Annotated in this window: 28 protein-coding genes; 20 read left to right on the top strand and 8 right to left on the bottom strand. The window is 70.3% G+C overall.

Going from position 1 to position 24,108, the window contains the following annotated elements; all coding sequences use genetic code 11:
• Nucleotides 1-3 precede the first annotated feature (3 nt).
• Both HFP15_RS12310 and HFP15_RS12315 read right to left on the bottom strand, forming a co-directional pair.
• The gene (locus tag HFP15_RS12310; protein WP_168514806.1) at nucleotides 4-1,032 is read right to left on the bottom strand and encodes an S-adenosylmethionine:tRNA ribosyltransferase-isomerase; all 1,029 of its coding nucleotides are present in this window, start codon (nucleotides 1,030-1,032) and stop codon (nucleotides 4-6) included.
• Entirely contained in the window at nucleotides 1,029-1,721 is a 693-nt protein-coding gene (locus HFP15_RS12315; protein WP_168514808.1) for an SDR family NAD(P)-dependent oxidoreductase, read from the bottom strand. The genes HFP15_RS12310 and HFP15_RS12315 overlap by 4 nt, the downstream gene beginning before the upstream one ends.
• 50 nt (nucleotides 1,722-1,771) lie before the next feature.
• Here HFP15_RS12315 and HFP15_RS12320 point away from each other — a divergent pair, with 50 nt between their 5' ends.
• The 9 genes from HFP15_RS12320 to HFP15_RS12360 all read left to right on the top strand — a co-directional run bounded on the left by HFP15_RS12320 (nucleotide 1,772) and on the right by HFP15_RS12360 (nucleotide 10,628).
• Nucleotides 1,772-2,620: an NAD(P)-dependent oxidoreductase gene (locus HFP15_RS12320; RefSeq protein WP_168514810.1), complete on the top strand. Its 849-nt coding sequence runs from the start codon at nucleotides 1,772-1,774 to the stop codon at nucleotides 2,618-2,620.
• A gap of 146 nt (nucleotides 2,621-2,766) precedes the next feature.
• Nucleotides 2,767-3,174: a DUF948 domain-containing protein gene (locus HFP15_RS12325; protein WP_168514812.1), complete on the top strand. Its 408-nt coding sequence runs from the start codon at nucleotides 2,767-2,769 to the stop codon at nucleotides 3,172-3,174.
• On the top strand, nucleotides 3,171-3,473 hold the full coding sequence (locus HFP15_RS12330; RefSeq protein ID WP_168514814.1) for a hypothetical protein: 303 nt from the start codon (nucleotides 3,171-3,173) through the stop codon (nucleotides 3,471-3,473). Before HFP15_RS12325 ends, HFP15_RS12330 begins: the two co-directional genes overlap by 4 nt.
• A 57-nt stretch (nucleotides 3,474-3,530) precedes the next feature.
• Nucleotides 3,531-6,191, top strand: a complete 2,661-nt coding sequence (gene alaS, locus HFP15_RS12335) for an alanine--tRNA ligase (RefSeq protein ID WP_168514816.1) — start codon at nucleotides 3,531-3,533, stop codon at nucleotides 6,189-6,191.
• The gene (gene ruvX / locus HFP15_RS12340) at nucleotides 6,188-6,679 is read left to right on the top strand and encodes a Holliday junction resolvase RuvX (RefSeq protein WP_168514818.1); all 492 of its coding nucleotides are present in this window, start codon (nucleotides 6,188-6,190) and stop codon (nucleotides 6,677-6,679) included. The genes alaS and ruvX overlap by 4 nt, the downstream gene beginning before the upstream one ends.
• Nucleotides 6,676-8,232: an endolytic transglycosylase MltG gene (mltG, locus tag HFP15_RS42725; RefSeq protein WP_312871556.1), complete on the top strand. Its 1,557-nt coding sequence runs from the start codon at nucleotides 6,676-6,678 to the stop codon at nucleotides 8,230-8,232. Before ruvX ends, mltG begins: the two co-directional genes overlap by 4 nt.
• 7 nt (nucleotides 8,233-8,239) lie before the next feature.
• Nucleotides 8,240-9,067 carry a shikimate dehydrogenase gene (locus HFP15_RS12350; RefSeq protein ID WP_312871567.1) on the top strand — a complete coding sequence of 276 codons (828 nt, stop codon included), beginning with the start codon at nucleotides 8,240-8,242 and terminating at the stop codon, nucleotides 9,065-9,067.
• A 36-nt stretch (nucleotides 9,068-9,103) separates the two neighbouring features.
• Entirely contained in the window at nucleotides 9,104-9,706 is a 603-nt protein-coding gene (locus HFP15_RS12355) for a GrpB family protein (protein WP_168514822.1), read from the top strand.
• Entirely contained in the window at nucleotides 9,684-10,628 is a 945-nt protein-coding gene (locus tag HFP15_RS12360; protein WP_168514824.1) for a D-2-hydroxyacid dehydrogenase family protein, read from the top strand. The genes HFP15_RS12355 and HFP15_RS12360 overlap by 23 nt, the downstream gene beginning before the upstream one ends.
• Here HFP15_RS12360 and HFP15_RS12365 read toward each other — a convergent pair.
• From HFP15_RS12365 to HFP15_RS12380, 4 genes are all read right to left on the bottom strand, one after another.
• Complete coding sequence (locus HFP15_RS12365) at nucleotides 10,621-11,400, bottom strand: S1 family peptidase (protein WP_168514826.1); 780 nt, start codon at nucleotides 11,398-11,400, stop codon at nucleotides 10,621-10,623. The genes HFP15_RS12360 and HFP15_RS12365 overlap by 8 nt on opposite strands.
• 110 nt (nucleotides 11,401-11,510) lie before the next feature.
• Nucleotides 11,511-12,320 carry a serine hydrolase domain-containing protein gene (locus HFP15_RS12370; RefSeq protein ID WP_168514828.1) on the bottom strand — a complete coding sequence of 270 codons (810 nt, stop codon included), beginning with the start codon at nucleotides 12,318-12,320 and terminating at the stop codon, nucleotides 11,511-11,513.
• Nucleotides 12,321-12,376: 56 nt separating this feature from the next.
• The gene (locus HFP15_RS12375; protein WP_312871557.1) at nucleotides 12,377-13,597 is read right to left on the bottom strand and encodes a PTS transporter subunit EIIC; all 1,221 of its coding nucleotides are present in this window, start codon (nucleotides 13,595-13,597) and stop codon (nucleotides 12,377-12,379) included.
• Complete coding sequence (locus tag HFP15_RS12380; protein WP_168514830.1) at nucleotides 13,594-14,364, bottom strand: GntR family transcriptional regulator; 771 nt, start codon at nucleotides 14,362-14,364, stop codon at nucleotides 13,594-13,596. The genes HFP15_RS12375 and HFP15_RS12380 overlap by 4 nt, the downstream gene beginning before the upstream one ends.
• A 165-nt stretch (nucleotides 14,365-14,529) precedes the next feature.
• Here HFP15_RS12380 and HFP15_RS12385 point away from each other — a divergent pair, with 165 nt between their 5' ends.
• Both HFP15_RS12385 and HFP15_RS12390 read left to right on the top strand, forming a co-directional pair.
• A complete protein-coding gene (locus HFP15_RS12385; protein WP_168514832.1) occupies nucleotides 14,530-14,766 on the top strand; it encodes a PTS sugar transporter subunit IIB in 237 nt (78 codons plus the stop codon).
• Nucleotides 14,763-15,215, top strand: a complete 453-nt coding sequence (locus tag HFP15_RS12390) for a PTS sugar transporter subunit IIA (protein ID WP_168514834.1) — start codon at nucleotides 14,763-14,765, stop codon at nucleotides 15,213-15,215. Before HFP15_RS12385 ends, HFP15_RS12390 begins: the two co-directional genes overlap by 4 nt.
• A 1-nt stretch (nucleotide 15,216) precedes the next feature.
• Here HFP15_RS12390 and HFP15_RS12395 read toward each other — a convergent pair whose 3' ends face one another.
• Entirely contained in the window at nucleotides 15,217-15,666 is a 450-nt protein-coding gene (locus HFP15_RS12395; RefSeq protein ID WP_168514836.1) for a QcrA and Rieske domain-containing protein, read from the bottom strand.
• 114 nt (nucleotides 15,667-15,780) lie between these two features.
• On the opposite strand from HFP15_RS12395, the gene HFP15_RS12400 reads away from it, so the two are divergent.
• The 9 genes from HFP15_RS12400 (at nucleotide 15,781) to HFP15_RS12440 (ending at nucleotide 23,695) form a co-directional block, all read left to right on the top strand.
• Entirely contained in the window at nucleotides 15,781-16,173 is a 393-nt protein-coding gene (locus HFP15_RS12400; protein ID WP_168515090.1) for a hypothetical protein, read from the top strand.
• Entirely contained in the window at nucleotides 16,170-16,682 is a 513-nt protein-coding gene (locus tag HFP15_RS12405; RefSeq protein WP_168514838.1) for a sigma-70 family RNA polymerase sigma factor, read from the top strand. Before HFP15_RS12400 ends, HFP15_RS12405 begins: the two co-directional genes overlap by 4 nt.
• Nucleotides 16,679-17,314: an anti-sigma factor family protein gene (locus HFP15_RS12410; RefSeq protein ID WP_168514840.1), complete on the top strand. Its 636-nt coding sequence runs from the start codon at nucleotides 16,679-16,681 to the stop codon at nucleotides 17,312-17,314. Before HFP15_RS12405 ends, HFP15_RS12410 begins: the two co-directional genes overlap by 4 nt.
• Nucleotides 17,315-17,785: 471 nt before the next feature.
• On the top strand, nucleotides 17,786-18,430 hold the full coding sequence (locus HFP15_RS12415) for a prepilin peptidase (protein WP_168514842.1): 645 nt from the start codon (nucleotides 17,786-17,788) through the stop codon (nucleotides 18,428-18,430).
• Nucleotides 18,431-18,466: 36 nt separating this feature from the next.
• Nucleotides 18,467-19,654, top strand: a complete 1,188-nt coding sequence (gene aroC, locus HFP15_RS12420; protein ID WP_168514844.1) for a chorismate synthase — start codon at nucleotides 18,467-18,469, stop codon at nucleotides 19,652-19,654.
• Entirely contained in the window at nucleotides 19,651-20,175 is a 525-nt protein-coding gene (locus HFP15_RS12425) for a shikimate kinase (RefSeq protein ID WP_312871558.1), read from the top strand. The genes aroC and HFP15_RS12425 overlap by 4 nt, the downstream gene beginning before the upstream one ends.
• Nucleotides 20,172-21,281, top strand: coding sequence for a 3-dehydroquinate synthase (aroB, locus tag HFP15_RS12430; protein WP_168514846.1), 1,110 nt, complete (start codon nucleotides 20,172-20,174; stop codon nucleotides 21,279-21,281). Before HFP15_RS12425 ends, aroB begins: the two co-directional genes overlap by 4 nt.
• A gap of 34 nt (nucleotides 21,282-21,315) precedes the next feature.
• Entirely contained in the window at nucleotides 21,316-21,756 is a 441-nt protein-coding gene (aroQ, locus tag HFP15_RS12435; protein WP_168514848.1) for a type II 3-dehydroquinate dehydratase, read from the top strand.
• Nucleotides 21,757-22,198: 442 nt separating this feature from the next.
• Nucleotides 22,199-23,695 (top strand): glycoside hydrolase family protein, encoded by a 1,497-nt coding sequence (locus HFP15_RS12440; protein WP_168514850.1) that lies wholly within the window; start codon nucleotides 22,199-22,201, stop codon nucleotides 23,693-23,695.
• On the opposite strand, the gene HFP15_RS12445 is transcribed toward HFP15_RS12440, so the two are convergent.
• On the bottom strand, nucleotides 23,643-24,101 hold the full coding sequence (locus tag HFP15_RS12445) for a B-4DMT family transporter (protein ID WP_210717134.1): 459 nt from the start codon (nucleotides 24,099-24,101) through the stop codon (nucleotides 23,643-23,645). The genes HFP15_RS12440 and HFP15_RS12445 overlap by 53 nt on opposite strands.
• Nucleotides 24,102-24,108 lie beyond the last annotated feature (7 nt).

The raw sequence follows: 24,108 nt of genomic DNA on the forward strand, positions 1-24,108 counted from the left end.
ACATCATGGCAGGAACAACGTCGAATCGCCGAACTCGTGCCACAGGTAGCGGCGTTCGACGGCCGCGTCGTACGCGGTCTTGACCAGCCCGTTCCCCGCGACCGCTTCGAGCAGCGACAGATGGCTCGCCTCTGGTGCGTGCAGTCCGGTGACCAGCCCGGACACCACCCGCGCCGGCCGATCCGGGCCGAGCACGAGATTCGTCCACCCGCTCGCGAGGCGCACGCTCGCGTCGGGGCGTGCGGCGCTTTCCAGCGCCCGGACGACGGTCGTGCCGACCGCGACGACGCGGCCCCCGGCGGCCCGCACCACGTCCACCAGCCGCGCCGTCGCGGCGGGGACCAGAAACCGTTCCGCCGTCGGGGGTTCGTGCAGTTCCGGGCTGGACACCCCGGCGTGCAGCACGATCGGCGCGACGATCACGCCCCGCGCCATCAGCCGCACCAGCAACGGCTCGGTGAACGGCCGTCCGGCGCTGGCCATCTCGGCGCTGCCCGGTTCGGTCGCGTACACCGTCTGGTAATCGCCCAGTGGGTAGCGTCCGGCGAGGTAGCCGTACCCGATCGGGCGGCCGTGCTCGGGCAGGTACCGCTGCGCGGAGACCGCGGGGGTGACCGTCGCCCGCCACAGGCGCGAGGTCGTCGTGGCCGGATCCGGGTACGGTTCGGCCAGCCGCAGCGTCACAGCGCCCGGCAGGTCGAACTCGTCGCCTTCGCGCACGGTCTGGTCGGGACCGCTCGCGTCGGGCAGCCGGATCTCGACCACCCAGTCGCCGTTGTCCAGCGGCGTCGACACGTGCACAGGTGCGCGTCTTCCGCCTGCCCGCCGCGCGTCCACCGCGGCCGGCAGGGTCGCCGAGGTGTTGACGACGACGAGATCGCCGGGTTCGAGTTCGCCGGGCAGGTCGTGGAAATGCTTGTGTGCCACCGCGTCCGGCCGCGCGACGAGCAAGCGCACCCCGTCGCGCGAAAGCCCTCTGCGTTCCGGCGGGCTGCCCGCCTCGCTTTCCGGCGGCAGGGTGAACCGGATCATGCCGGCACCTCGGTCGCCAGATCGGCCGCGCGGTACCGGCCGCTGGGCAGGTCGCCCTCGATCAGCCGGAGCAGCGCGGGAACGACCGTTTCGGGTGCGGGCCGGTCGGAGATGTCCTCGCCGGGGAAGGCCTGCTGGTGCAGGTCGGTGTTCATGTCGCCGGGGTCGCAGGCGTAGACGCGCAGGTCCGGTTCCTCGGCGGCGAGGATCGCGGTGAGCTGGTCGAGTGCGGCTTTCGAGGAGCCGTAGCCGCCCCAGCCCTCGTACGGTTCGACGGCGGCGTCGGAGGTGATGTCGATGATCCGGCCGTGCCGCGCGCGCAGCCCGGGCAGCAGGGCCTGGATCAGCGCGAGTGGTGCGATCGTGTTGACGGCGTAGACGTGTTCGAGTATGCCGAGTGGGTAGTCCCTCAGATGTGGTTGTGGACTCGGGCCGAGCACACTGGCGTTGTTCACCAGCAGGTCGACGCGGTCGGCGGCGGCTTCGGCGAGGTGACGCCGATGTCGCGGATCGGCGATGTCGCCGGGAATGCGAGTGAGGTTGGGCAGGTCGAGGGCGGCGGTCAGCCGGGCGCCGTCGCGCGCGTCGGCGATGATGTGCCAGCCGCGGGCGGACAGTTGCCTGGTCAATGCCAGGCCGAGACCGCGGGAGGCGCCGGTGACGACCGCGGTCGGTGTGTCGGTTCGCATGTGGCCAGCATGAAACCTCTAGTTAACTTGAGGTCAAGGAGGAGTTGCAGATGACGACTGTGGCCGTGCTCGGAACGGGGATCATGGGCCTGCCGATGGCGCGGAACCTGATCGGTGCGGGTTTCGACGTCCGCGCGTGGAATCGCACGGCCGAGAAGGCCCGTCCCTTGGCAGAACAGGGCGCGCACGTGTGCGAGTCGCCCGCCGACGCGGTACGCGACGCCGACTTCGTGGTGACCATGCTCGCCGACGGGCCCACCGTGCACGAGGTCGTTTCGTCCGTTGTGGACGCCCTGCCCGATGACGCCGTGTGGGTGCAGACCAGCACCGTGGGCCTGGAGTGGACCGGGAAACTCGCCGAGCTGGCCGACAAGGCCGGTGTGTCCTTTGTGGATGCTCCGGTGCTGGGCACGAAACAGCCCGCGGAGCAAGGAAAGCTCGTCGTGCTCGGGTCGGGTGCCGACGAGTTGCAGGAGAAGTGCCGGCCGGTGTTCGACGCGATCGGCGCGCGCACGATCTGGGTGGGCCCGGCCGGTGCCGGGAGCAAGCTGAAGCTCGTGTCGAACGCGTGGGTGCTGGCGCTGACCAACGGCACGGCCGAAAGCATCGGGCTCGCCGAGACGCTGGGGCTGGACCCGAAGCTGTTCCTCGAGGCCATCAGCGGCGGATCGCTGGACGTGCCCTACGCCCACCTGAAGGGCGGCGCGATGATCGAGGGCGAGTACCCGCTGAGCTTCCCGACCAAGCACGCCGCCAAGGACGCGCAGCTCGTCCTGGACGCCGCGAAGGGCACGATCGACCTCGGCGCCGTCCAGGCCGCGCTCACCCACCTGAAGGCGGCGGCCTCGGCGGGCCACGGCGACGAGGACATGGCCACGATCTACTACGGCCTGCGCTGACCAGCCGTGAGGGACGCCCCTCACGGCGCGTACGACCGCGAGGGGGTCCCTCACGGCACGCGGGGGACGGGGCCGACCGGCCGGTAGCGGCGGAGCACGGTAGCCTGACCGGCACATTCGTGCCGCCGAAACAACGAGGAGGGGCCGTGTCGGCAGGGCAGATCGCCGCGCTGATCGCCGCCGGGGCATTCGTGCTGCTAGTGCTGCTGCTGGCGATCCCATTGATCAAGCTCGGCCGCACGCTGGACGAAGCGACGATCGCGATCCGCAAGGCGCACGAGAACACCGATCCGCTGCTGATCGGTGCCAACGACACCATCACGCACGTCAACACCCAGCTCGAACGGGTCGACGGGATCACCGCCAACGCGCAGGCGGTCAGCGGCAACGTCTCGGCTCTCAGTTCGGTCTTCACCGCGACGCTGGGCGGCCCGCTGGTCAAGACGGCGGCCTTCTCCTACGGCGTGAGCAAGGCGATCCGCGCCCGCCGCAAGGCCAAGGAGGGCCCGGAGGGCAAGCACTCGCGCCGCGGCAAGAAGGGCGCCAAGTCGTGAAGCGGCTATTCTGGCTGGGTGTGGGCGTCGCGACGGGCGTCGCCCTGACCCGCAAGGCAGGCAAAACCGCTCGTCAGGCCACACCGGCGGGGCTAGCCTCGAATCTGGGTGACGCCGTGTCGGAACTGGCGGGCGCCATCGGTTCGTTCGGCGCCGACGTGCGAGCCGGAATGAGCGAGCGGGAGCAGGAGTTACGTGACGTGGTAGAGCAGCGGACCGCGACGCCGCGTGCGGCCGAGGGCCGGCACGCCGCCGTTGCGCGCCCCCGTCCGGCGCGAGCGCGCCGGGCGGAGAGCTGACCGCGCTCTCCGCCGTCGCCGTACCCACACCAAGGCGCCCAGCTCAAGGAAAGATCAGTGGAAACACACGAGATCAACAAACGCTTTCTCGACCATTTCGAAAGCCGCGGCCACACCAAGGTGCCCAGCGCGTCGCTGATCCTGGACGACCCGACGCTGTTGTTCGTCAACGCGGGCATGGTCCAGTTCAAGCCGTACTTCCTCGGTGAGGTGCCCCCGCCGTACCCGCGCGCGACCAGCATCCAGAAGTGCGTGCGCACCGGCGACATCGACGAGGTCGGCAAGACCACGCGGCACAACACGTTCTTCCAGATGGCCGGGAACTTCTCCTTCGGCGACTACTTCAAGGAAGGCGCGATCGGCCACGCCTGGGAGCTGATCACCAAGTCCCAGGACGACGGCGGTTTCGGCTTCGACCCGAGCCGCATCTGGGTCACCGTCTACGAGCACGACTCGGAAGCGGCGGGCCTGTGGCAGAAGGTGGCCGGCATCCCGTCCGAGCGCATCCAGGCCCGCGACGGCAGGGACAACTACTGGGACATGGGCGTGCCCGGTCCCGGCGGCCCCTGCTCGGAGATCTACTACGACCGCGGCCCCGAGTTCGGCCGCGACGGTGGCCCTGTCGTGGACGAGGACCGCTACCTCGAGATCTGGAACCTGGTGTTCATGCAGGACATCCGGGGTGAGCAGAGCCCGAAGTACGGCCACCCGCCGATCGGTGAGCTGCCCAAGAAGAACATCGACACCGGCATGGGCGTCGAGCGCGTCGCCTACCTGCTGCAGGGCGTGGAGAACGTCTACGAGACCGATCTGGTGCGCCCGGTGATCGCGAAGGCCGAGGAGTTCTCCGGCCGCCGCTACGGAGCCGACCACACCGACGACGTCCGCTTCCGCGTCATCGCCGACCACGCCCGTTCCGGCGTGATGCTGATCGGCGACGGCGTGACCCCGGGCAACGAGGCACGCGGATACGTGCTGCGGCGCCTGCTGCGCCGCATCGTGCGCTCGGTGCGCCTGCTGGGCGTGCACGAGCCGGTGCTGCCGGAGTTCGCGAAGGTCGTGCGCGACGCGATGTCGCCGTCGTACCCGGAGATCGCGCGCGACTTCGACCGCATCAGCGACGTCATGCGCGCCGAGGAAGAGGCCTTCCTCGCCACGCTGACCAGCGGTTCGCGCATCTTCGACCTCGCGGCGGAGGAGACGAAGAAGTCCGGCGGCGACGTGCTCGCGGGCGACCGAGCCTTCCAGTTGCACGACACCTACGGCTTCCCGATCGACCTGACCCTGGAGATGGCGGCGGAGCAGGGCCTGTCCGTGGACGAGGACGGCTTCCGCACCCTCATGGAGGAGCAGCGTCAGCGCGCGAAAGCCGACGCGGCCGCCCGCAAGAAGGGCCACGGCGACCTGTCGGTGTACCGGGATCTGCTGGAGCGCCACGGCGAGACCGGCTTCCTCGGCTACACCGATCTGCAGTCCACGTCGAAGGTGATCGGCCTGCTCAAGGACGGCCAGGGCGTGCCCGTCGTGCGCGAGGGCGAGAAGGCGGAGCTGATCCTGGACCGCACCCCGTTCTACGCCGAAAGCGGTGGCCAGGTCGCCGACACCGGCGTGCTGATCGGCTCGGGCGGCGAGGCCAAGGTCGTCGACGTGCAGAAGATCGTGCCCGGCCTGTGGCTGCACCGCGTCGAGGTCACCGAGGGCGAGATCGCGCTGGACACCGAGGTCACCGGGTCGGTCGACGCGACGCGCCGGTCCTCGATCGCGCGTTCGCACTCGGCCACGCACCTGGTGCACGCGGCCGTCCGCGGCGCGTACGGCCGCCGCGCGGCGCAGGCGGGTTCGCTGAACTCGCCGGGCCGCATGCGGTTCGACTTCACCACGCCCGGCCCGGTGTCGGCGGACATCCTCACCGAGGTCGAGGAGGAGGTCAACGGCTACCTGCAGACCGACGTCGAGGTGCAGTCCTACACCACCACCAAGGACAAGGCGCTCGAACTGGGCGCGATCGCGTTGTTCGGCGAGAAGTACGGCAACGACGTCCGGGTCGTGGACATGGGCGACTACTCGCGTGAGCTGTGCGGTGGCACCCATGTCGGCCGCATCGGCGAGCTCGGCCTGGTGAAGCTGGTCAGCGACTCCTCGATCGGCTCGGGCGTGCACCGTGTCGAGGCGCTGGTCGGCACGGACGCGCTCCGGCACGTCCGCAGGGAACAGTTGATGGTTTCGCAGCTGGCGAACACGTTCAAGGTGCCGACGGCCGAGCTGCCGTCCCGGATCGAGGACGTGCTGACCCGCCTGCGCAACGCGGAGAAGGAGATCGAGCAGCTGCGCACCCAGCAGGTGCTCGGTTCGGCCTCGTCGCTGGCGGACAAGGCCACCGACGCCGGCGGTGTCTCGCTCGTCGCGGAGAAGATCGACGGCGAGATCGACGCCGGCGGGCTGCGCGCGCTGGCGATGGAGGTGCGCAACCGCCTCGGCTCGCGTCCGGGTGTGGTCGCGTTGTTCGCGCCGCAGGGCGAGAAGGTGAGCTTCGTCGTCGCCACCACCGCGGCCGCGCGGGACAAGGGGGTCGCGGCGGGCAAGCTGGTGCCCGCGTTCGCCCCGGCCGTCGGTGGCCGCGGCGGCGGCAAGCCCGACATGGCACAGGGCGGCGGTACAAACCCCGCCGGTATCGAGCAGGCAGTCACCGCGCTGCGAGACGCGGTCGTCTCGGGGTGACGCAGCGTTCCGCGGACCGGCCCGGGGAGAACGATCCCGGGCCGGGACGACGCCTCGCCGTTGACGTGGGCTCCGTGCGCGTCGGCATCGCACTGAGCGATCCCGCCCCCATGCTCGCCACTCCTCTGGTTACCCTGTCGCGTGATGTTCGCAGCGACAGTGATCTCGATCAGCTGGCCGGGCTCGTCTCCGAACACAATGTGGTGGAGGTGATCGTGGGTCTGCCGAGGACGCTCGCGGACCGGCACGGGCCGGCCGCGGAGATCGCCGTTGCCTATGCGGACAAGATCGCGGAGCGGGTCGCTCCGATCCCGGTACGGTTGGCCGACGAACGGTTGACCACCGTCAGTGCCGCCCGCATGCTGTCCCAGCGGGGCGTGAAGGGACGCAAGCAGCGCGCGGTGGTCGACCAGGCCGCCGCGGTCGAGATCCTGCAGGGCTGGCTCGACGGGCGTTCCGCTTACCTGGCGCGAGAGGGCCGATCGTGAGCCGAGACCTTCCTCCTCCGCCGCCCCCCGGCGGCCGCAGACGCCGCCCGGCGGGCCCGCCGCCGCAGCCGATGCCGCCGCGCACCCCGCCGCCTCGCAACCAGCCACCCCGGCACGCCCGCCAGGCGCCACCCGAGCCGCCGCCGGCGCGCCGTCCGCCCGTCCGGCACCCGCAGGCCAGGGATCACGGGCTCGACCTGTTCGACGACCGGACACAGCGCCCGGCGCGGCCCCGGCGGCCGAGGCAGATCCCGCCGGACGAGAGCCCGACCGAAATCCTCGCTCCGGTCGAGGACGACTACTACGAAGACGACTACTACGCCGAAGACGACTTCGAGGGCTTCGAGGACGGCTACGCCGACGACGAGCGTGCCGAACCGGAGTACATCGGAGCCGGGGACGACGACGAACCGCCTCGGAAACGGGCGCGCACCAAGAAGAAGCGCTCGAAACCGCTGCGGTGGCTGATCGCGCTCACGGTGCTGGGGCTGATCGCCGGTGGTGCGTGGGTCGGTATCTCGGCGATCTTCGGCTACGACGACTACCCCGGCACCGGCGATTCCGACGTCGTGATCGAGATCGGCCAGGGCGACTCGACCAATGCGATCGGGACCGCGCTCAAGAACGCCGGTGTGGTGGCGAGCTCGAAGGCGTTCGTCAAGGCCAGCGCGGACAACTCGAACGTGCTGAGCCTGCAGCCCGGCTACTACGTCGTGAAGACGCACATGTCCGGCTCGGCCGCGGTCGCGAAGCTGACCCAGCCCGAGTCACGCGTCGGCGTGCTCCAGGTCCGGGCCGGCACCCAGCTCGACGACATCACCCAGCCCGACGGCACCGTCACGCCCGGCGTGTTCTCGTTGCTGTCCAAGGCTTCCTGTGCCGATCTCAACGGGCAGAGCACCTGCGTGCAGACCGGCGATCTGCGCAAGCTGGCGGGCACCGCGGACCTCGCCGGAATGGGCGTGCCGGCGTGGGCCGCGGACATCGCGGCCAAGAGCACCGATCCGCGCCGGATCGAGGGCCTGATCGCGCCGGGCGTGTACGACGTGAAGCCCGGCTGGTCCGCCCAGGACCTGCTCGGCTACGTGCTCAAGAGCTCGGCGACGAAGATCCAGGCCGCCGGGATCGGCGCGTCCACCAGCGCGCAGGGGCAGGATCCCTATCACCTGCTGGTGATCGCCTCGCTCATCGAACGCGAGGGCGTCAACCAGGATTTCGAGAAGATCGCGCGGGTGATCTACAACCGGCTGGGCAAGAACATGCGGCTGCAGCTGGACTCGACGGTGAACTACCTGCTGGACAAGCCGGTCGTGACCACCACTGACGCCGACCGTGCCCGGCCCGATCCGTACAACACCTACGTCAACAGCGGTCTGCCGCCGACGCCGATCGGCTCGCCGAGCGCGAACGCGATCCAGGCCGCGCTGCAGCCCGCCGACGGCGACTGGGTGTTCTTCGTCAAATGCGAGAAGAACGGGCTGTCGTGTTTCGCCACGACGCAAGCCGAGCACCAGCAGAACATCGCACTGGCGAGGCAGCGCGGTGCCTTCTAAAGCGGCGGTGCTCGGCAAACCGGTGGCGCATTCCCTGTCACCGGTGCTGCACCGCGCCGCCTACGCCGCGCTGGGGCTGAGCGACTGGACCTACGAGCGGATCGAGGTCGACGAGGCCGGGCTGCCCGCGCTGGTGCGCGCGGCGGGCCCGGACTGGGTCGGGTTCTCGGTGACCATGCCGGGCAAGCGCGCCGCGCTGGAACTGGCCGGTCAGGCCACGCCGCGAGCGGTCGCGGCCGGGGTGGCGAACACGTTGGTACGCAGGGATTCCGGCTGGGCCGCGGACTGCACGGACGTGGATGGCGTGACGGGCGCGCTGCGATTCGCCGGCGGATTCACCGGATCCGCCGCGGTGGGGGTCATCCTCGGCGGTGGCGGTACGGCCTCGGCCGCGGTGATCGCGTTCGCCGAACTGGGCATCCCGCTGGCGCGGCTGGTCGTGCGGAATGCGGAGCGGGCGGCCGAAACGGTGACCGCGGCCAACCGGGCAGGCATCGCGGTCGAGGTGCTCACCTGGGCGGAGGTCGACTTCGCGAAGGTGGCGGCCGATGCGTCGGTGCTGGTCAGCACCGTGCCACCGGCCGCGATCGAGGAGCACGCCGCGGACCTGGCGGCGGCCGCATGCGTGCTCGACGTCATCTACCACCCGTGGCCGACGCCGCTGGCCGAAGCGGTGCTGGCGCGCGGCGGGCGCGTGGCCACCGGGCTGGACATGCTGCTGCACCAGGCTTTCGGCCAGGTCGAGCAGTTCACCGGCCAGGCGGCCCCGCGCGAGGCGATGCGCGACGCGTTGCGCGAGGCGACGAAAAACGTGTTGTCGCTGCCGGTGTCCTGAGTTACGTTGGCCGACTGCCTTCGAGAAGGGACAGTCATGCCGAAACGTGACCGCACCGCCTACCGGGAGGACGAGATCCAGGCGGCTTGGGTCGATGAAGCACCGGTGCTGAACTCGACGGTGACCCTCGCCGAGTACAACCCGCGCTGGCCGTCGCTCTATGAACGGGAGGCGGCCCGCATCCGCTCGGTGCTGGGGGAGCGCGTCGTACTGCTCGAGCACATCGGCTCCACGTCGGTGCCGGGACTGTGCGCCAAACCGATCATCGACGTGCTGCTCGTCGTGCCCGATTCCGGTGACGAAGCGGCGTATCTGCCCGCTCTCGAGGCGGCGGGCTACCGGCTGGTGATCCGTGAGCCGCAGTGGCACGAGCACCGTGCGCTCAAGGGCCCGGACACGAACGTGAACCTGCACGTCTATTCGCCCGGTTGCGCCGAAATCGAGCGGTGCCTCACGTTCCGGGATCACTTGCGTGCCGACGACTCCGATCGCGAGCTGTACGCGCACACCAAGCGCGAGCTCGCCGCGCGCACCTGGAAGTACATCCAGAACTACGCCGACGCCAAGAACGGTGTCGTCGACGAGATCCTCGGCCGGGCGGGGTACCGTCGTCAGCGTGAAGATCGCGATCCTCGATGACTACCAGAACGTCGCACTCAGCTTCGCCGACTGGGACTCGCTCGGTGCCGAGATCGAGGTGTTCACCACCTACCTCGGCGATCAGGACGAGCTGGTGCGGCGGCTGGCCGGGGCCGAGGTCGTGGTCGCGATGCGCGAACGCACCCGCTTCCCCGCCGAGCTGTTCGCTCGCCTGCCGGACCTGAAACTGCTGGTCAGCACCGGTCCCCGCAACGCGGCGATCGACCTGAAGGCCGCGGCGGAGCACGGTGTCACGGTGTGCGGAACGGGCTATTTCTCCTCGCCGACGTCCGAGCACACCTGGGCGCTGATCCTGGCCGCGATGCGCAACCTCACGGTCGAACTGCCCGCGATGCGCGAGGGCGGCTGGCAGACCACGGTCGGCACGACGCTGGACCGCAAGACCCTCGGCCTGCTGGGGCTGGGGCGTCTCGGTTCGCGGGTGGCCAAGGTCGGTCAGGCGTTCGGCATGGAAACCATTGCCTGGAGCCAGAACCTGACCGCGGAACGGGCGGCCGAGCACGGTGTCACCGCAGTGTCCAAAGAGGACTTGTTCGCCCGCTCCGATGTGCTCTCGGTGCACCTGGTGCTCAGCCGCCGCACGCATGGTCTCGTCGGTGCCGCCGAGCTCGGCCTGATGAAATCCGGCGCGCTGCTGGTGAACACCTCACGCGGACCCATCGTCGACGAGGCCGCGCTGCTGAAAGCACTGCGGGACAAGGAGATCGGGGGAGCGGCGCTGGACGTCTACGACGTCGAGCCGCTGCCCGCCGGTCATCCGTTGCGCGAGCTGCCGAACGTGACGCTCACCCCGCACCTCGGCTACGTGACCCGCGAGACGTACGAGACCTTCTACCGCGACGCGGTCGAGGACATCGCCGCCTACCAGGCCGGTGCGCCGGTGCGGGTGATGACTACCTGACGATCGTGCCGCCGGAGCCGATCCGGTCGGAGATGTCGCCGGAGAAGGATTGCACCTCGCCGTACACGCCGTAGTAGCCCTTCTCGGCGCAGCCCTGGCCCCAGCTGACGATGCCGACCTCGACCCAGCGGCCCGCCGCGTCCTGTTTGACCATGGGGCCGCCGGAGTCGCCCTGGCAGGTGTCCACGCCGCCCTCGGCGTAGCCGGCGCACAGCTCGTAGGCGGGGTGTAAGTCCTCGCCGTAGGCCTTCTGGCAGGTCGCGTCCGGCACGAACGGGACCGTCGCGTACTTGAGATACCGCGACTGCCCGCCGCCCTCGGTGGTCGATCCCCATCCCATGATCGTCAGGTTCCCGCTGTTCAGCGACGTGTCGCCGGGCGCGGCGAAGGCGAGCTGCGGTGCCGACGGTGCGGTTGCCAGTTCGATCAGCGCCCAGTCCCGCGCTCCGGTACTCGCGTACTCCGGGCTGCGGTAGACGTAGGTGGACTTGACCGACTCGCCGCCGCTGCCCCGCAGGTCGACCTTGCCGAGCGTCGCGGTGATACCGGTGTCGCCGCCGGTGCGGTCGACGCAATGCGCGGCGGTGAGCACGACCTTCGCCGCGACCAGTGCGCCACCACACCCCATCGAAAGCCGCACCATCCACGGGAACTGACCCTGGCCGGCATTGCCGCCGCCCACCACCAACGGCCGCGCCGAGGCCTGTGCCGTGCCGGTGACGACCAGCGACAGCAGCAAGGCGGCCAGCAGCAGTATTCGAGACTTGCGCATGACGACGGAGACCCCCCACAGGTTATGAAGTCGCGCGGACTGTGCGCGACCAGGAAAACGCTAACCTGGGGCGGACCCGACGAAAGTCGCTAAATTGCTGAGTATCTGTTTCAGAGCTGCGCGAGCACCGAATCGGTGAACGCGGGCCACGTTTCCGCCGCCCACGGGCCGAAGTTCCGGTCGGTCAGCGCCACGCACGCGGCGCCCGCGTCCGGGTCCACCCACAGAAAGGTTCCCGACTGTCCGAAGTGGCCGAAGGTGCGCGGGGAGCTGTTCGCGCCTGTCCAGTGTGGACTCTTGCCGTCCCTGATCTCGAAGCCAAGGCCCCAGTCGTTGGGTTTCTGGTGCCCGAACCCCGGAAGCACTCCGTTGAGCCCGGGAAACACGACCGAAGTCGCCTCGGCCAGCGTTCCGGGCGCGAGCAACCTCGGCCGCTGCAGCTCGCCGGCGAAGACGATCAAATCGTCCAGTGTGGACACGATCCCCGCCGCAGGGGAGCCGTCGAGTTCGGTCGAACGCAGGCGCAGCGGGCCGAACAGCGCCTCGCGCTGGTAGTCGGCGAACGGGATGCCGGAATGCTCGGCGAGCGCGTCCGCGAGCTGCTCGAACCCGGCGTTGGAGTAGAGCCTGCGCGTGCCGGGCCGCGCCACGACCTTGTGCTCGTCGAACGCGAGTCCCGAGGTGTGTGCGAGCAGATGCCGGACCGTCGAGCCGTCCGGACCTGCCGGGGTGTCCAGCTCGGCGACGCCTTCTTCGAGCGCGATCAGCGCCGTGTACGCGGTGAGCAGCTTCGACACCGAGGCCAGCCGGTAGGTACGTTCCGCAGCCCCGTAGGAGGCGAGCACCTCGCCGTCGGCCCCCACGACCGCCACGGCCGCGTTGTCCACAGGCCACTCACTCACCGCACGCACACTGTCCACGCCGACACCCTACGACGTGGCGCCCGGTCCGGACGCCACGTCGGAAGGTCCTCGCGTCAGGCCGAGGTGTCCCCGGCTTCGCTGCCCTCGTCCTCGCGGCCGGGTGTGCGCAGGTTCCACTTCTTGATCACCCAGGTGAACAGGAAGTAGTAGATCACCGCGTACACCAAGCCGATGGGGATCAGCAGCCAGGCGTTGTGGGCCGCCTTCGCCCCGGAGTTCAGAGCGAAGTCGATCGCGCCGGCGGAGAAGGAGAACCCGAGGTGGATGTCCAGTGCGTTGCAGATGGCCAGCGAGATACCGGTCAGCACGGCGTGGATCAGGTACAGCGGCCACGCCACGAACATGAACGCGAACTCGATCGGCTCGGTGACGCCGGTCAGGAACGAGGTCAGCGCCGCGGAGATCATGATGCCGCCGACGATCTTCTTCTGGGCCGGCTTGGCGGTACGCCAGATCGCGAGCGCGGCGGCGGGCAGCGCGAACATGAAGATCGGGAAGAAGCCCGTGGTGAACGCGCCCGCGTTCGGGTCACCGGCGAAGAAGTTGTTGATGTCTCCGCCCTTGAAGATGAACCACACCGGCACGTTGATCAGCTGGTGCAGGCCGACCGGCAGGAGCAGCCGGTTGAGCAGGCCGTAGGCGCCGCCACCGATGACCGCGTCGCCGGTCACCGCGTTGCCGAGGTGCTGCATGCCGTTGTCGACCACGGGGAAGATCAGGCCGAACACCACGCCCAGCACCAGCAGGGCGAGCGAGTTGATGATCGGCACGAACCGCCTGCCCCCGAAGAACGCCAGGTACGGCGGGAGCTTGACGCGGTGGAACCGCTGCCACAGCGCGGCGGTCACGAGCCCGACGACGATGCCGCCCAGCACGCTGTAGGGCCACTTGATCGGCTGCAGGTACCAGCCTTCCTTGAAGCCCTGCATCTCGTTGATGGGGGCGAACACCTGCACGACCTTGTTGAACACGACGAACCCGACGGCGGCGGCCACACCGGTCGAGCCGTCGCCGCGGCGGGCGAAACCGACCGCGATGCCCACCGCGAACAGCAGCGGCAGCCAGTCGAACAGGCCACCGCCCGCGGCGGCGAACACGGCCGCGACCTTCTTGGTCGCGTCCCAGCGGCCGAGCATGTCGTCCTGCCCCAGCCGGTTGAGCAGGCCGGCGGCGGGCAGGGTCGCGATGGGCAGCATCAGGCTGCGGCCGAACCGTTGCAGCCCGGCCAGGCCCGGGCGCTTGCCCTTCGTTCCTTCCGCGGTGGTCGTGGTCACGGCATACCTCCGTGTCGGGTGGTGGGGAGTGCGGGGTCGAGATCCATGGACACCTGGTACCGGTCGGCCCGGTACCAGGACGTGATGTCCTCCACCGGTTCACCACGCGTGGTGGAGATCCGGCGGAAGGCCAGCAGCGGGCTGCCCGCGCGAATGCCGAGCAGCCGCGCCGTTTCGCGGTCGGCCACTTCGGCCCACACGGTCTGCCGCGCGTGGTCGAAGCGGACGCCGTGATGCCGTGCGATCTGCTCGTACAGCGAGGCGGTGAGGTCCAGATCGAGCAGCTCAGGCACCCGCGCCGGGTGGTACCAGCCACGTTCCAGCGCCAGCGGGACACCGTCGGCGCGCCGGAGCCGGACGAGCCGGTAGGCGGGCCTGCCGTGGCCGAGACCGAGCGCGGAGGCGGTGGTGGCGGGCGGGATTTCGGTCGTGCGGTCGAGCACCTCGGTGGTCGGGACCAGTCCGCGCCGGCGCATGTCGTCGGTGAACGACATGAGGTAGAGCTGCAGTTCCATCCGGCGCGCGGCGGTGAACGTGCCCTTGCCACGGGCCCTGGTGAGCAGGCCTTCCTCGACGAGCTTGCCGATCGCCGAGCGCACGGTGAGCCGGGAGACCTCGTAGCGTTCGGCCAGTTCCCGTTCGGAGGGAATGGGGGAGCCGGGCGGTAGTTCGCGCTCGATCGAGCGGCGCAGGATTTCGCGCAGCTGGGCGTGTTTCGGCGTCGGGCCGTCCACCACACGGTCAGAGGTGACGTTGGGTGCGGGCATGTCACCTCCTTTGTTTCGGCTCGGTTTCCGGGACTCGCCCCGGGCGCCGAAGATTGGTACGTTCCGGTCTAGACCATTTCTTGATGGGGCAGAATGCTCCGCTACCCGGCGAGGTGTCAACCACCGTTACGGGTTCGTGTTCGGACGAGAGAGAAGGAGACCGCAGTGGCAGACGACAGGCCGGAGCGGATTCTCGCCGCGCTGGGCGGCGCGGAGAACATCATCGAGATCGAAGGCTGCATCACGCGGCTGCGGTGCGAGCTGGAGGACGGCTCGGTCATCGACGAGGCCGCGCTCAAGAGCGCCGGCGCGGTCGGCGTGATGAAGATGGGGTCCGTGGTGCAGGTCGTGGTCGGGCCGGAGGCCGACACGATCGCGAGCGATATCCAGGACCTGCTGTGAGCACGACGGTCGCGAGCCCGGCGACCGGCGCGGCGGTGCCGATGGCCGACGTGCCGGACCCGGTGTTCGCGCAGTCGATGGTGGGTCCCGGGGTCGCCGTGGAACCCGAGGGCGGCGAGCAGGACGCGCTCGCGCCGATCGCGGGCACCGTGGTGACCCTGCACCCGCACGCGTTCGTGATCGCGGGCGAGGACGGCAAGGGGGTGCTGGTGCACCTCGGCATCGACACCGTCAAGCAGCAGGGGGAGGGCTTCACCCTGCACGTGGTCAAGGGCGAGACGGTGCGGGCGGGCCAGCCGCTGATCGGCTGGAACCCGGAGACGGTGCGGGCGGCCGGCTATTCGGCTGTCGTGCCGGTGGTCGCGCTGGACGCGCAGGCGGGGTCGTTGTCGGGGCTGCCCACCGGTGGCCCCGTTGTCGCCGGTGAGCAGCTGTTCGTCTGGGACTGAGTCAGGCCGTCACGACGTTCTGGCCGTCGACCTTCACCGGGATCGAGGGCAGCGCGGTCGACGCCGGTCCCTTCTCGACGGCACCGGTCAGCGCGTTGAAGACCGAGCCGTGGCACGGGCACTTCAGTTCCGAGCCGTCCGGCTGGACGGTGCAGCCCGCGTGGGTGCAGATGGCGCTGAAGCAGGCGGCCGTCGTCTCCGTCGGGCGGGCCACGATGGCGTCCTGGCCGTTGACCTTGACGGACTTGCACTGGCCGACGGTGATGTCGGACAGCGTCGCGACCGTGGTGCCGGCGGGCGCCGGGGCGGCGGACGAGCCGCCGCTCGAGCCGGAGGACGAGCCCGAGCCGGAGCTGCCGCAGGCTGCGAGGACGACCGTGCCGGCCGCTGCGCCGGCCACGGCGACCCCGGTGGTCAGGACGGTACGGCGGGTGGGTGTTTCAGCAGTCATGGTCAAAGACACGATCCGGCCCCCTGATCGGTTCAAGGTGATTGCGGATTGAACCGAATCGGGTGGCGCCTCGTGGAGTCGTTGTACGGTTTCCACGGCAAGGAGGGGCCGGTCATGACCGCGTGGTTGCTGCGAGTTCTGGTGATCCTGGGCCTGCTGGGATCGGCTTGGGTGCACTATGACCTGTGGGCCAACCAGGGTTTCTCCGATATCCAGACCATTGGGCCGTTGTTCCTGGTCAACGTCGTCGCGGGGGTGGTGATCGCGCTCGCCGTGCTGGCCTGGCACCACTGGCTGCCGGCGCTGGCGGCGATCGGATTCGGCGCCGTCACCCTCGTCGCGTATCTCGTCTCGCTCACCCCGGCCGGGCTGTTCGGGGTGCATGAGCAGTTCAAGATGGCGTCCGAGGTGTGGGGCGTGGTGACCGAGGCCGGGTGCGTCGTGTTCGGTATCGCGCTGCTGCTCGCGCAGGTGCGCAGCCGTCCCAGGGCGGTCGCCCGGGTATGAAAGGGGCCGCGGAGGACGAGTTGATGCGTGCGCTGCATGAGGATCATGCGGCGGCGCTCTGGTCCTACGCGCTCAAACTGACCAGTGGCGACCGGGCGCAGGCAGAGGACGTCGTGCAGGAAACCCTGCTGCGGGCCTGGAAGCATCCCAGGGTGCTCGACCAGTCGCAGGGCTCGGCCAGGGCGTGGTTGTTCACGGTGGCGCGGCGGATCGCGATCGACGGCTGGCGGTCGGCGGCGGCGCGGTCCGAGGTCAGCACGGACAGCCCGCCGGAGATACCGCTGCCCGACGGGACGGAGCGGGCTTTGCAGGGCTGGCTGGTCGCCGAGGCGTTGTCGGAGCTGTCGGCGGCGCACCGCGAGGTGCTGGGACTGTGCTTCTTCCAGGGCTACTCGGTCGCTGACGCGGCGAAGCGGCTCGGGATCGCGCCCGGCACGGTGAAATCGAGAACGCACTACGCATTGCGGGCCTTGCGGCTGGCTTTGGAGGAACGGGGGGTGACCCAGTGAGCAGACCAGCGGATCCGTTCGAGACCTACGACGCGGCGTACGTGCTGGGCGCGTTGTCCCCCGAAGACCGGGCGGCGTTCGAGGCGCACGTGAAGGAATGCCCGGAGTGCGCGCGGTCGGTGCAGGAGCTGGCCGGGCTGCCGGGGCTGTTGTCGCAGGTGACACCCGAGATGGTGGAGACGGAGGAGCCACCGGACGGTTTGCTGCCCTCGATGCTGAACGACGTGCGGCGGCTCCGGCGGCGGCGCACGCTCACCACGGCGGTGGTCGGCGCGGTGGCCGCGGCGGCGGTCGCGGTGGCGATCGTGCTGCCGGTGACGGGGGACGGTTCGGTCGGGACGGCCATGACTCCGCTCGGTTCCTTCCCGGTGCAGGCGACGGCCGCGGTGGCAGCCGTCTCGGGTGGCTCGCGGGTCGACATGTCGTGCGAGTACAAGGGTGCGTCCTACGGCGCGGACTACGTGCTGGTGGCGGTGCGCCGTGACGGCCGCGAGGCGCAGCTGGCGACGTGGTGGGCCGACCCCAACCACGAGGCCAAACTGACGCTGGACACGGAACTCGCACCGGGGGAGATCCAGGCCCTGGAGATCCGCTCCACGGCGGGATTGCCGTTGCTGCGCTGGAGCCCGTGATCGGGGCTGCGGTCCCTCCCGCAGGAGTGCGCGCCTGGGGCGGTGTTTTCGGTGATGTGGGCCGTCCGCCGCACGGGCTGTCCACCTGCCGCCGGTCTGGCCGCCCGTTGACGGTCTGGCCGCCCGTTGACGGTCTGGCCGCCCGCTGACGGGCCGTCACCGCCCCTGCTTCGCCGCCACCGGACGGCCCGGCTCTCTCGCCGTCGTGCCTACGGCAACGTCAGTGGCGGGCTGCCAGCCGACTGCCTGGCGGCGACCCCCGCAGACCGGCTGCCTTCCCGTCGCATGCACCGCACCCTCACCGGCCCGATCACCACCCGACCGACCCGACCACCCGACCACCGACCCGAACCCTGACCGCACCACCGGCCCCACCCCGATCGAGCGAACCTCACCTCAAACCCGTGCGAACGGGCCACTCGCAAAAACCCGTTCTTGCGGCCCCGGTTCACAACCCGCAAGGCTAACGCCATGACCTGGGGACTTCTGCTCATCACACTGCTGTCCGGCGCCGCCGCCGGCCTGCTGACCTCATTCGCGCTGAGCCGCGCCCGCGCGCCCGCGCCCGTTCCCACCATGCCCGTCGCGGTGAGCACCGGCCTGTTGTGCGCACTCGTGGCCTGGCGGTGCGTGTCCGGTAGCTTGCCGTCGTGGTGGCTGCCGGTGCCACTGCTGGTGACGTTGTTCGCGGTGCCGCTCTTCGTGGCTGACATCCGGCACCGCCGCCTGCCCAACGTCCTGACTCTGCCCGCGTACCCGGCAGCGGGAGTCGCGCTCGTCATCGCGGGCCTTACCGGACCAGGCATGGGTCTGATGCTGCGTGCGCTCGCGGCCGCGGTGGTGTTCGGTGGGCTGCACCTGATGATCCACGCGCTGTCGCGACGCTCACTCGGCGGCGGAGACGTCAAGCTCGCGGGCGTGCTCGGCGCGGTATTGGGGGCGGTGAGCTGCGCGGCCCTGATCCTCGGCGCGCTCGTGGCCTCGCTGGTCACTCTGCTGCTCACGAGGGCGCGCCGATGGCGAGACGGCGTTCCGCACGGACCCGGCCTACTGCTCGCGTCGTGGCTCGTGACGGTGTTCCCCGCCACCGCAGGGGAGGTGGGGACGGGCGCTTGACTCGCGCGAACGGCGACGTGACAGGATCGTAAGGTGGTGTTGCGCTGGATAACCGCTGGTGAATCGCACGGACCCGCATTGGCGGCCGTGCTGGAGGGGATGGTGGCCGGGGTCGAGGTCACCACCGCCGAGGTGGGCGAGCAACTCGCTCGTCGGCGGCTCGGGTTCGGCCGGAGCCCGCGCATGGGCTTCGAGACCGATCACATCGACTTCCTCGGCGGCGTCCGGCATGGCGTCACTCAGGGCGGCCCGATCGCGGTGCAGATCGAGAACGCGGAGTGGCCGAAATGGGAAAAGGTCATGGCCGCCGATCCGGTCGACCCGGCTGAGCTGGCCGGTCTTGCCCGCAACGAGCCGCTGACCCGGCCCCGTCCCGGCCATGCGGACCTGCCCGGTATGCAGAAGTACGGCTTCGACGAGGCACGTCCGGTGCTGGAGCGGGCGAGCGCGCGGGAGACCGCTTCCCGCACGGCGCTCGGCACGGTCGCGCGGGCCTTCCTGCGGCAGTTGCTCGGTGCCGAGATCATCAGCCACGTCGTTTCGATCGGGCGGGCCCAGGCGCCCGAGGGGCCGCTGCCCCAGCCCGGGGACCTCGCGGCGATCGACGAGAGCCCCGTGCGTGCCTTCGGTCAGGAAGCCACCGACGCGATGGTCGCCGAGGTGGATGCCGTGCGCAAGGCGGGAGACACCGTCGGCGGCGTGATCGAGGTGATCGTCTACGGCCTGCCGCCGGGGCTCGGCTCGCACGTGCACTGGGACCGTCGCCTCGACGCGCGGCTCGCCGGTGCGCTGATGGGTGTGCAGGCCATGAAGGGCGTCGAGATCGGCGACGGGTTCACCACCGCCCAGCGGTGGGGCAGTCAGGCGCACGACGAGATCGACCGCGGCACCGGGCCGGTGGGCGTCACGCGTCGCTCCAACCGCGCTGGTGGCCTTGAAGGTGGCATCACCAACGGCGAGCCGCTGCGGGTGCGGGTGGCGATGAAGCCGATCTCCACCGTGCCCAAGGCGCTGTCCACAGTGGACGTCGCAACGGGGGAGCCCGCCGTGGCGATCCACCAGCGTTCCGATGTGTGTGCGGTGCCGCGGGCCGGTGTGGTGCTCGAATCGGTCGTCGCCCTCGTGGTGGCCGATGCCGCGCTGGAGAAGTTCGGCGGTGACTCACTGCCGGAGACCAAGCGCAACGCCGAGGCTTACCTCAAGGCGCTGGAGGAACGCTGGTGAAACCCTGCATCGTGGTCGCGGGCCCGCCGGGCTCGGGCAAGAGCACGGTCGGCCCACGTCTCGCCGAACGTCTCGGCGTGCCCTTCCGTGACAGTGACGACGACATCGTGCTGCGCACCGGCCGCACGATCGCGGACATCTTCGCCACCGACGGTGAGCCCACGTTCCGTGCGCTGGAGGAGTCGGTGATCGCCGAGGCGCTGACCGAACACGGCGGTGTGCTGTCCGTCGGCGGTGGTGCGGTGCTGTCCACCGCGACGCGGGAACGGCTGCGTGGCCATCCCGTCGTGTTCCTCAATATCGGCTTCGCGGCCGGGGTGAGGCGTGTCGGGCTGTCCACGGCGCGTCCGCTGCTGGCCGGTGTGAACCCGCGCGCCACCTACAAGTCCCTCCTCGAAGCGCGGCTGCCGGTGTACCGCGAGGTCGCGACCATCGAGGTCGCCACCGATGATCGCACGCCGGACGAGATCGTCACGGTCATCGCCGCCGAGCTGAGCAAGAATCTGGAGAACACGAAGTGACCGAGCCGGTACGGATCGGCGTGAAGACCGCGCGGCCGTACGACGTCGTGATCGGGCGCGGTCTGCTGGGCGACCTGACCGAGGCCGTGCGCGATGCCTCGAAAATCGCCCTGATCCATCCGCCGACACTCACCGCGACCGCCGAGGCGACGCGTGACGAGTTGGCCGCCGCGGGGCTCGACGCGCACCGAGTCGAGATTCCCGACGCCGAGGACGGCAAGGCGTTGTCGGTCGCCAGCTTCTGCTGGGAGGTACTCGGGCGGATCGGGCTCGACCGGCGTGGTGTCGTCGTCGGTCTCGGCGGCGGAGCGGTGACGGACCTCGCCGGGTTCGTCGCGGGTACGTGGATGCGCGGCGTGCGGCTGGTCAACGTGCCCACCACGCTGCTCGGCATGGTCGACGCCGCCGTCGGTGGCAAGACCGGCATCAACACCGAAGCCGGCAAGAACCTGGTGGGTGTCTTCCACGAGCCCAGCGCGGTTCTGGTCGACCTCGCGACGCTGGAAACCTTGCCGCGCAACGAACTCGTCGCCGGCATGGCCGAGGTGGTCAAGGCCGGGTTCATCGCCGATCCGCACATCCTCGACCTGATCGAGCGCGACCCCGCGGCCGCGGTGGATCCCGCCGGTGAGGTGCTGGGTGAGCTGGTCCGCCGGTCGATCCAGGTGAAGGCCGACGTCGTCGCCGCCGACCTGCGCGAATCGGACCTGCGCGAGATCCTCAACTATGGCCACACCCTCGGTCACGCGATCGAGCGCCGCGAACGGTACCGGTGGCGGCACGGTGCGGCGGTGAGCGTCGGTCTCGTTTTCGCCGCCGAGCTGGCGCGCCTCGCGGGCCGGCTGGACGACGCGACCGCCGAGCGGCACGCCAAGGTGCTCAAACTTCTCGGTCTGCCAACGACATACGACGCCGACGCACTGCCGCAACTGCTGGAAACCATGCGCGGCGACAAGAAAACGCGTTCGGGTGTGCTGCGGTTCGTCGTGCTCGACGGGCTGGCCAAACCGGGCCGTCTCGAGGGACCGGACCCCGCTCTGCTGGCCGCCGCGTACTCCGCCGTCGCCGCGGACGATCCGGCCAACGGCGGAAGCGTGCTGCTGTGATGGCGCAAGCCCGTGAGGAGAGGAGCCTGCCGAGGTGAAGGTCTTCGTGTTCAACGGTCCCAACCTGGGCAGGCTCGGCAAACGGGAACCCGCCGTCTACGGTTCCACGACGCATGCCGACCTCGCCGAACTGTGCGTCAAGACGGGTACGGAACTCGGCATCGACGTCGAGGTGCGGCAAACCGATCACGAAGGCGAGATGGTCGGCTGGCTCCACGAGGCCGCCGAGGGTCGCAACCCGGTGGTCCTGAACGCGGGCGCGTGGACGCATTACTCGATCGCAGTCCGCGACGCCGCCGCACAGCTCGAAGCGCCGCTGATCGAACTGCACATCTCGAACGTGCACAAACGTGAGGCCTTCCGGCACCACAGTGTGCTGTCCGACATCGCGACGGCGGTGATCGCCGGACTCGGTGTTCCCGGCTATCCGCTGGCCCTGCGCTGGATCGCGGAGAACACGAAAAGCGCCGAGTAGCAGGCAAACGGGCGCGGCCTCCTGCTGCGCCCGCACCCCTTGAGTGGACGCGTTGAGGCGGCGCCCGGGCAAGTCGCCGAACCCGGATGACACCGAGGCTGGGCCACGCTCGGGCCGGTGCCGCAGAGCGCGGGGTCAGGATCGAGTGCACGGTCAGGTGAGGATCGGGTTCACGAGCGGCCGAGGGCTCGGCGAGGGACCGGGTCCACTCACGCCGGGAGCCGGGAGCCGGGAGCCAGGCTGGAGCCCGAGCGCTGGGTGAGGATCCGGACTCGAAAAATGGACTGCCCCATGAGCGTTCCAGCTCTCCGTACCGAGCGGCTTCTCCTGCGCGGGCTCGCGCCCGGGGACACCGACGCCGCCGACCCGGAGACTGTCACCCAAGCGGGTTAACGAACTCTCTACACTGACCCCGCCGACGGTAGTGGACAAGAGAGGGCACATGCGAGGGTTCCATCGGCGGCTTGGCGCCGTTCTGCTTGCCGCGACCCTCAGCGCGGCCGGGCTCGCCGGCTGCACCAACGGCACCTCCCAGACCCGCGCCGAAGGAACCGCCGACGTCAGCCTCGGCGGCACCAAAGCCCCGGCCATACCCGCCGACGTCACACTGCACACCAGCGGCAGCCGCGAAAGCGGCGTCGTCGCGGCGGGCGGACCCGGCGCGCCCTACAACTACGGCCCGACGGTGATGCTCGACGGCGGCGGCGCCCGCATGTGGTGGTGCAGCCAGTACCCGACCGCACCGCCGCCGGGCGACGACATCCTCTACGGCGAAGCACCCACCCCGGACGGCCCCTTCACCGGACCCGGCGGCGCCGTGCCTCCGGCCGTCCTGTCCGGCGACCCCGGCCAGTTCGACGGCGCGCACACGTGCGATCCCTCGGTGATCCGCGTCAACGGGATCTACTACATGTACTACACGGGCGCGGCGGGCGATCACGCGCTCGGCAACGCCATCGGCCTGGCCACCCGCATCGACGGCATCACCTGGACCCGCGCGAACGGCCCCATCGTCAGCCCCTCCCACGACGTCCACCGCGACAACCTCTACGGCGCGGGCCAGCCCTCGGCGGTCTACCGCGACGGCTGGTTCTACCTGATGTTCACCGACACCACCGGCCGCGCCGCGGGCTGGAACGGCGCGGGCCAGTTCCTGTTGCGGGCCAGGGATCCCGCCTTCACCGCGAACGTGGAAGCCCTGGGGGACAACGGATTCCAGGCTGCCCCCAACAGCGCGCGCACCCGCTCGGTGGTGGACGCCTTCAGCGCCGACCTGATGTGGGTCGACGCACTGGACGCCTTCGCCATCGCGCACGAAACCCAGGACGGCACGACGATCACGTTCGCGGGCGCCGACTTCACCGCCAGCCCGTACCGGCCCGTCGTGATCCCGGGCGCGTGGCAGGAAGGCCCCGGCCTGCTGCGCCAGCCCGACGGCCACGCCCCGGTGTCGGCCACGGACCCGTGCGGCACGGTCCCGCTGGACGTCGTGCGCGCGACCACCATCGGCCAGGCCGGCGCACCGACCGACCTGCGCCGCTTCGGCATCGACGTCACCGGTGTGAACGGCTGCGCCGACACCGCGCACGCGCTCACCGTGCTCGACGGGTTCGCGATGCCGTCCCCGGCGCGCACCATGGACCTCGTCGTCGCGGGCCACATCGTGCGCGTCGACCGCCGGTCGGTGGCCGAGCAGCTGGCGCGGCACGTGCTGGACAGCCGCATGGAGATTCTCGACCGCGTCCCGGTCGCGGCACGCCTGGTCGCCGGCGCCCGTGCGATCACCGCACCCGGCCTCGGCCTCGGCCTGCTGCTCGACGACGGGAAGCTGTGGCCCGCTCACCCGGACTCGGTGGCCGAAGTCAACGGCTCGCGGATCGAGACGGTCACGCCCGCGGAGTGGCGCTCCTACCCCGAGGGCGCGGGCTTGGGGCGCTAGGCCGCTTCCGGTGACCGCCGGGCTTGAGCTTGCCGCCGACGAACATCCCGAGCCCGGCGGGCACGAGGATGAGCAGCGCGGTGAACGCCGCACCCCCGGTCAGCGCGGTGCCCAGTTCGCCGGTGCCGCTGCTGTCCACGAACACCGAGCGGCCGATCACGTACAGCACGCCGGACAGGGGCCCCGCGATGAGCGACGCGATCACCCAGGTGCGGCCGAGGTCCTCGCGCCGCAGCATCCCGTCGATCGCGCTCCACAGGGCGGCCGCGCCGACCAGCAGTGCGATCGCGATGATTCTCGGTGTGGTGAGTCCGGTCGGTTCGTAGACCGCCGCCTTCGCCAGCGCCGTGTCGGCGGCGGCGTGCAACAGTGCCATTCCGAGAGCGCGCGTCAACCAGGGCCGCATCGCCCCA

Origin of the sequence: Amycolatopsis acididurans (assembly GCF_012328925.1) — a bacterium.
Taxonomy (GTDB): Bacteria; Actinomycetota; Actinomycetes; order Mycobacteriales; family Pseudonocardiaceae; genus Amycolatopsis_E; species Amycolatopsis_E acididurans.

Bases quoted from the DNA above. Each gene is read 5' to 3' on its own strand.
- HFP15_RS12405 (WP_168514838.1), top strand. From the start codon at position 16,170: ATGAAAGGGGCCGCGGAGGACGAGTTGATGCGTGCGCTGCATGAGGAT.
- HFP15_RS12380 (WP_168514830.1), bottom strand. From the start codon at position 14,364: ATGCCCGCACCCAACGTCACCTCTGACCGTGTGGTGGACGGCCCGACG.
- HFP15_RS12400 (WP_168515090.1), top strand. From the start codon at position 15,781: ATGACCGCGTGGTTGCTGCGAGTTCTGGTGATCCTGGGCCTGCTGGGA.
- HFP15_RS12365 (WP_168514826.1), bottom strand. From the start codon at position 11,400: ATGCGCAAGTCTCGAATACTGCTGCTGGCCGCCTTGCTGCTGTCGCTG.
- HFP15_RS12445 (WP_210717134.1), bottom strand. From the start codon at position 24,101: ATGCGGCCCTGGTTGACGCGCGCTCTCGGAATGGCACTGTTGCACGCC.
- HFP15_RS12310 (WP_168514806.1), bottom strand. From the start codon at position 1,032: ATGATCCGGTTCACCCTGCCGCCGGAAAGCGAGGCGGGCAGCCCGCCG.
- HFP15_RS12315 (WP_168514808.1), bottom strand. From the start codon at position 1,721: ATGCGAACCGACACACCGACCGCGGTCGTCACCGGCGCCTCCCGCGGT.
- HFP15_RS12440 (WP_168514850.1), top strand. From the start codon at position 22,199: ATGCGAGGGTTCCATCGGCGGCTTGGCGCCGTTCTGCTTGCCGCGACC.
- HFP15_RS12395 (WP_168514836.1), bottom strand. From the start codon at position 15,666: ATGACTGCTGAAACACCCACCCGCCGTACCGTCCTGACCACCGGGGTC.
- HFP15_RS12320 (WP_168514810.1), top strand. From the start codon at position 1,772: ATGACGACTGTGGCCGTGCTCGGAACGGGGATCATGGGCCTGCCGATG.
- HFP15_RS12355 (WP_168514822.1), top strand. From the start codon at position 9,104: ATGCCGAAACGTGACCGCACCGCCTACCGGGAGGACGAGATCCAGGCG.
- HFP15_RS12415 (WP_168514842.1), top strand. From the start codon at position 17,786: ATGACCTGGGGACTTCTGCTCATCACACTGCTGTCCGGCGCCGCCGCC.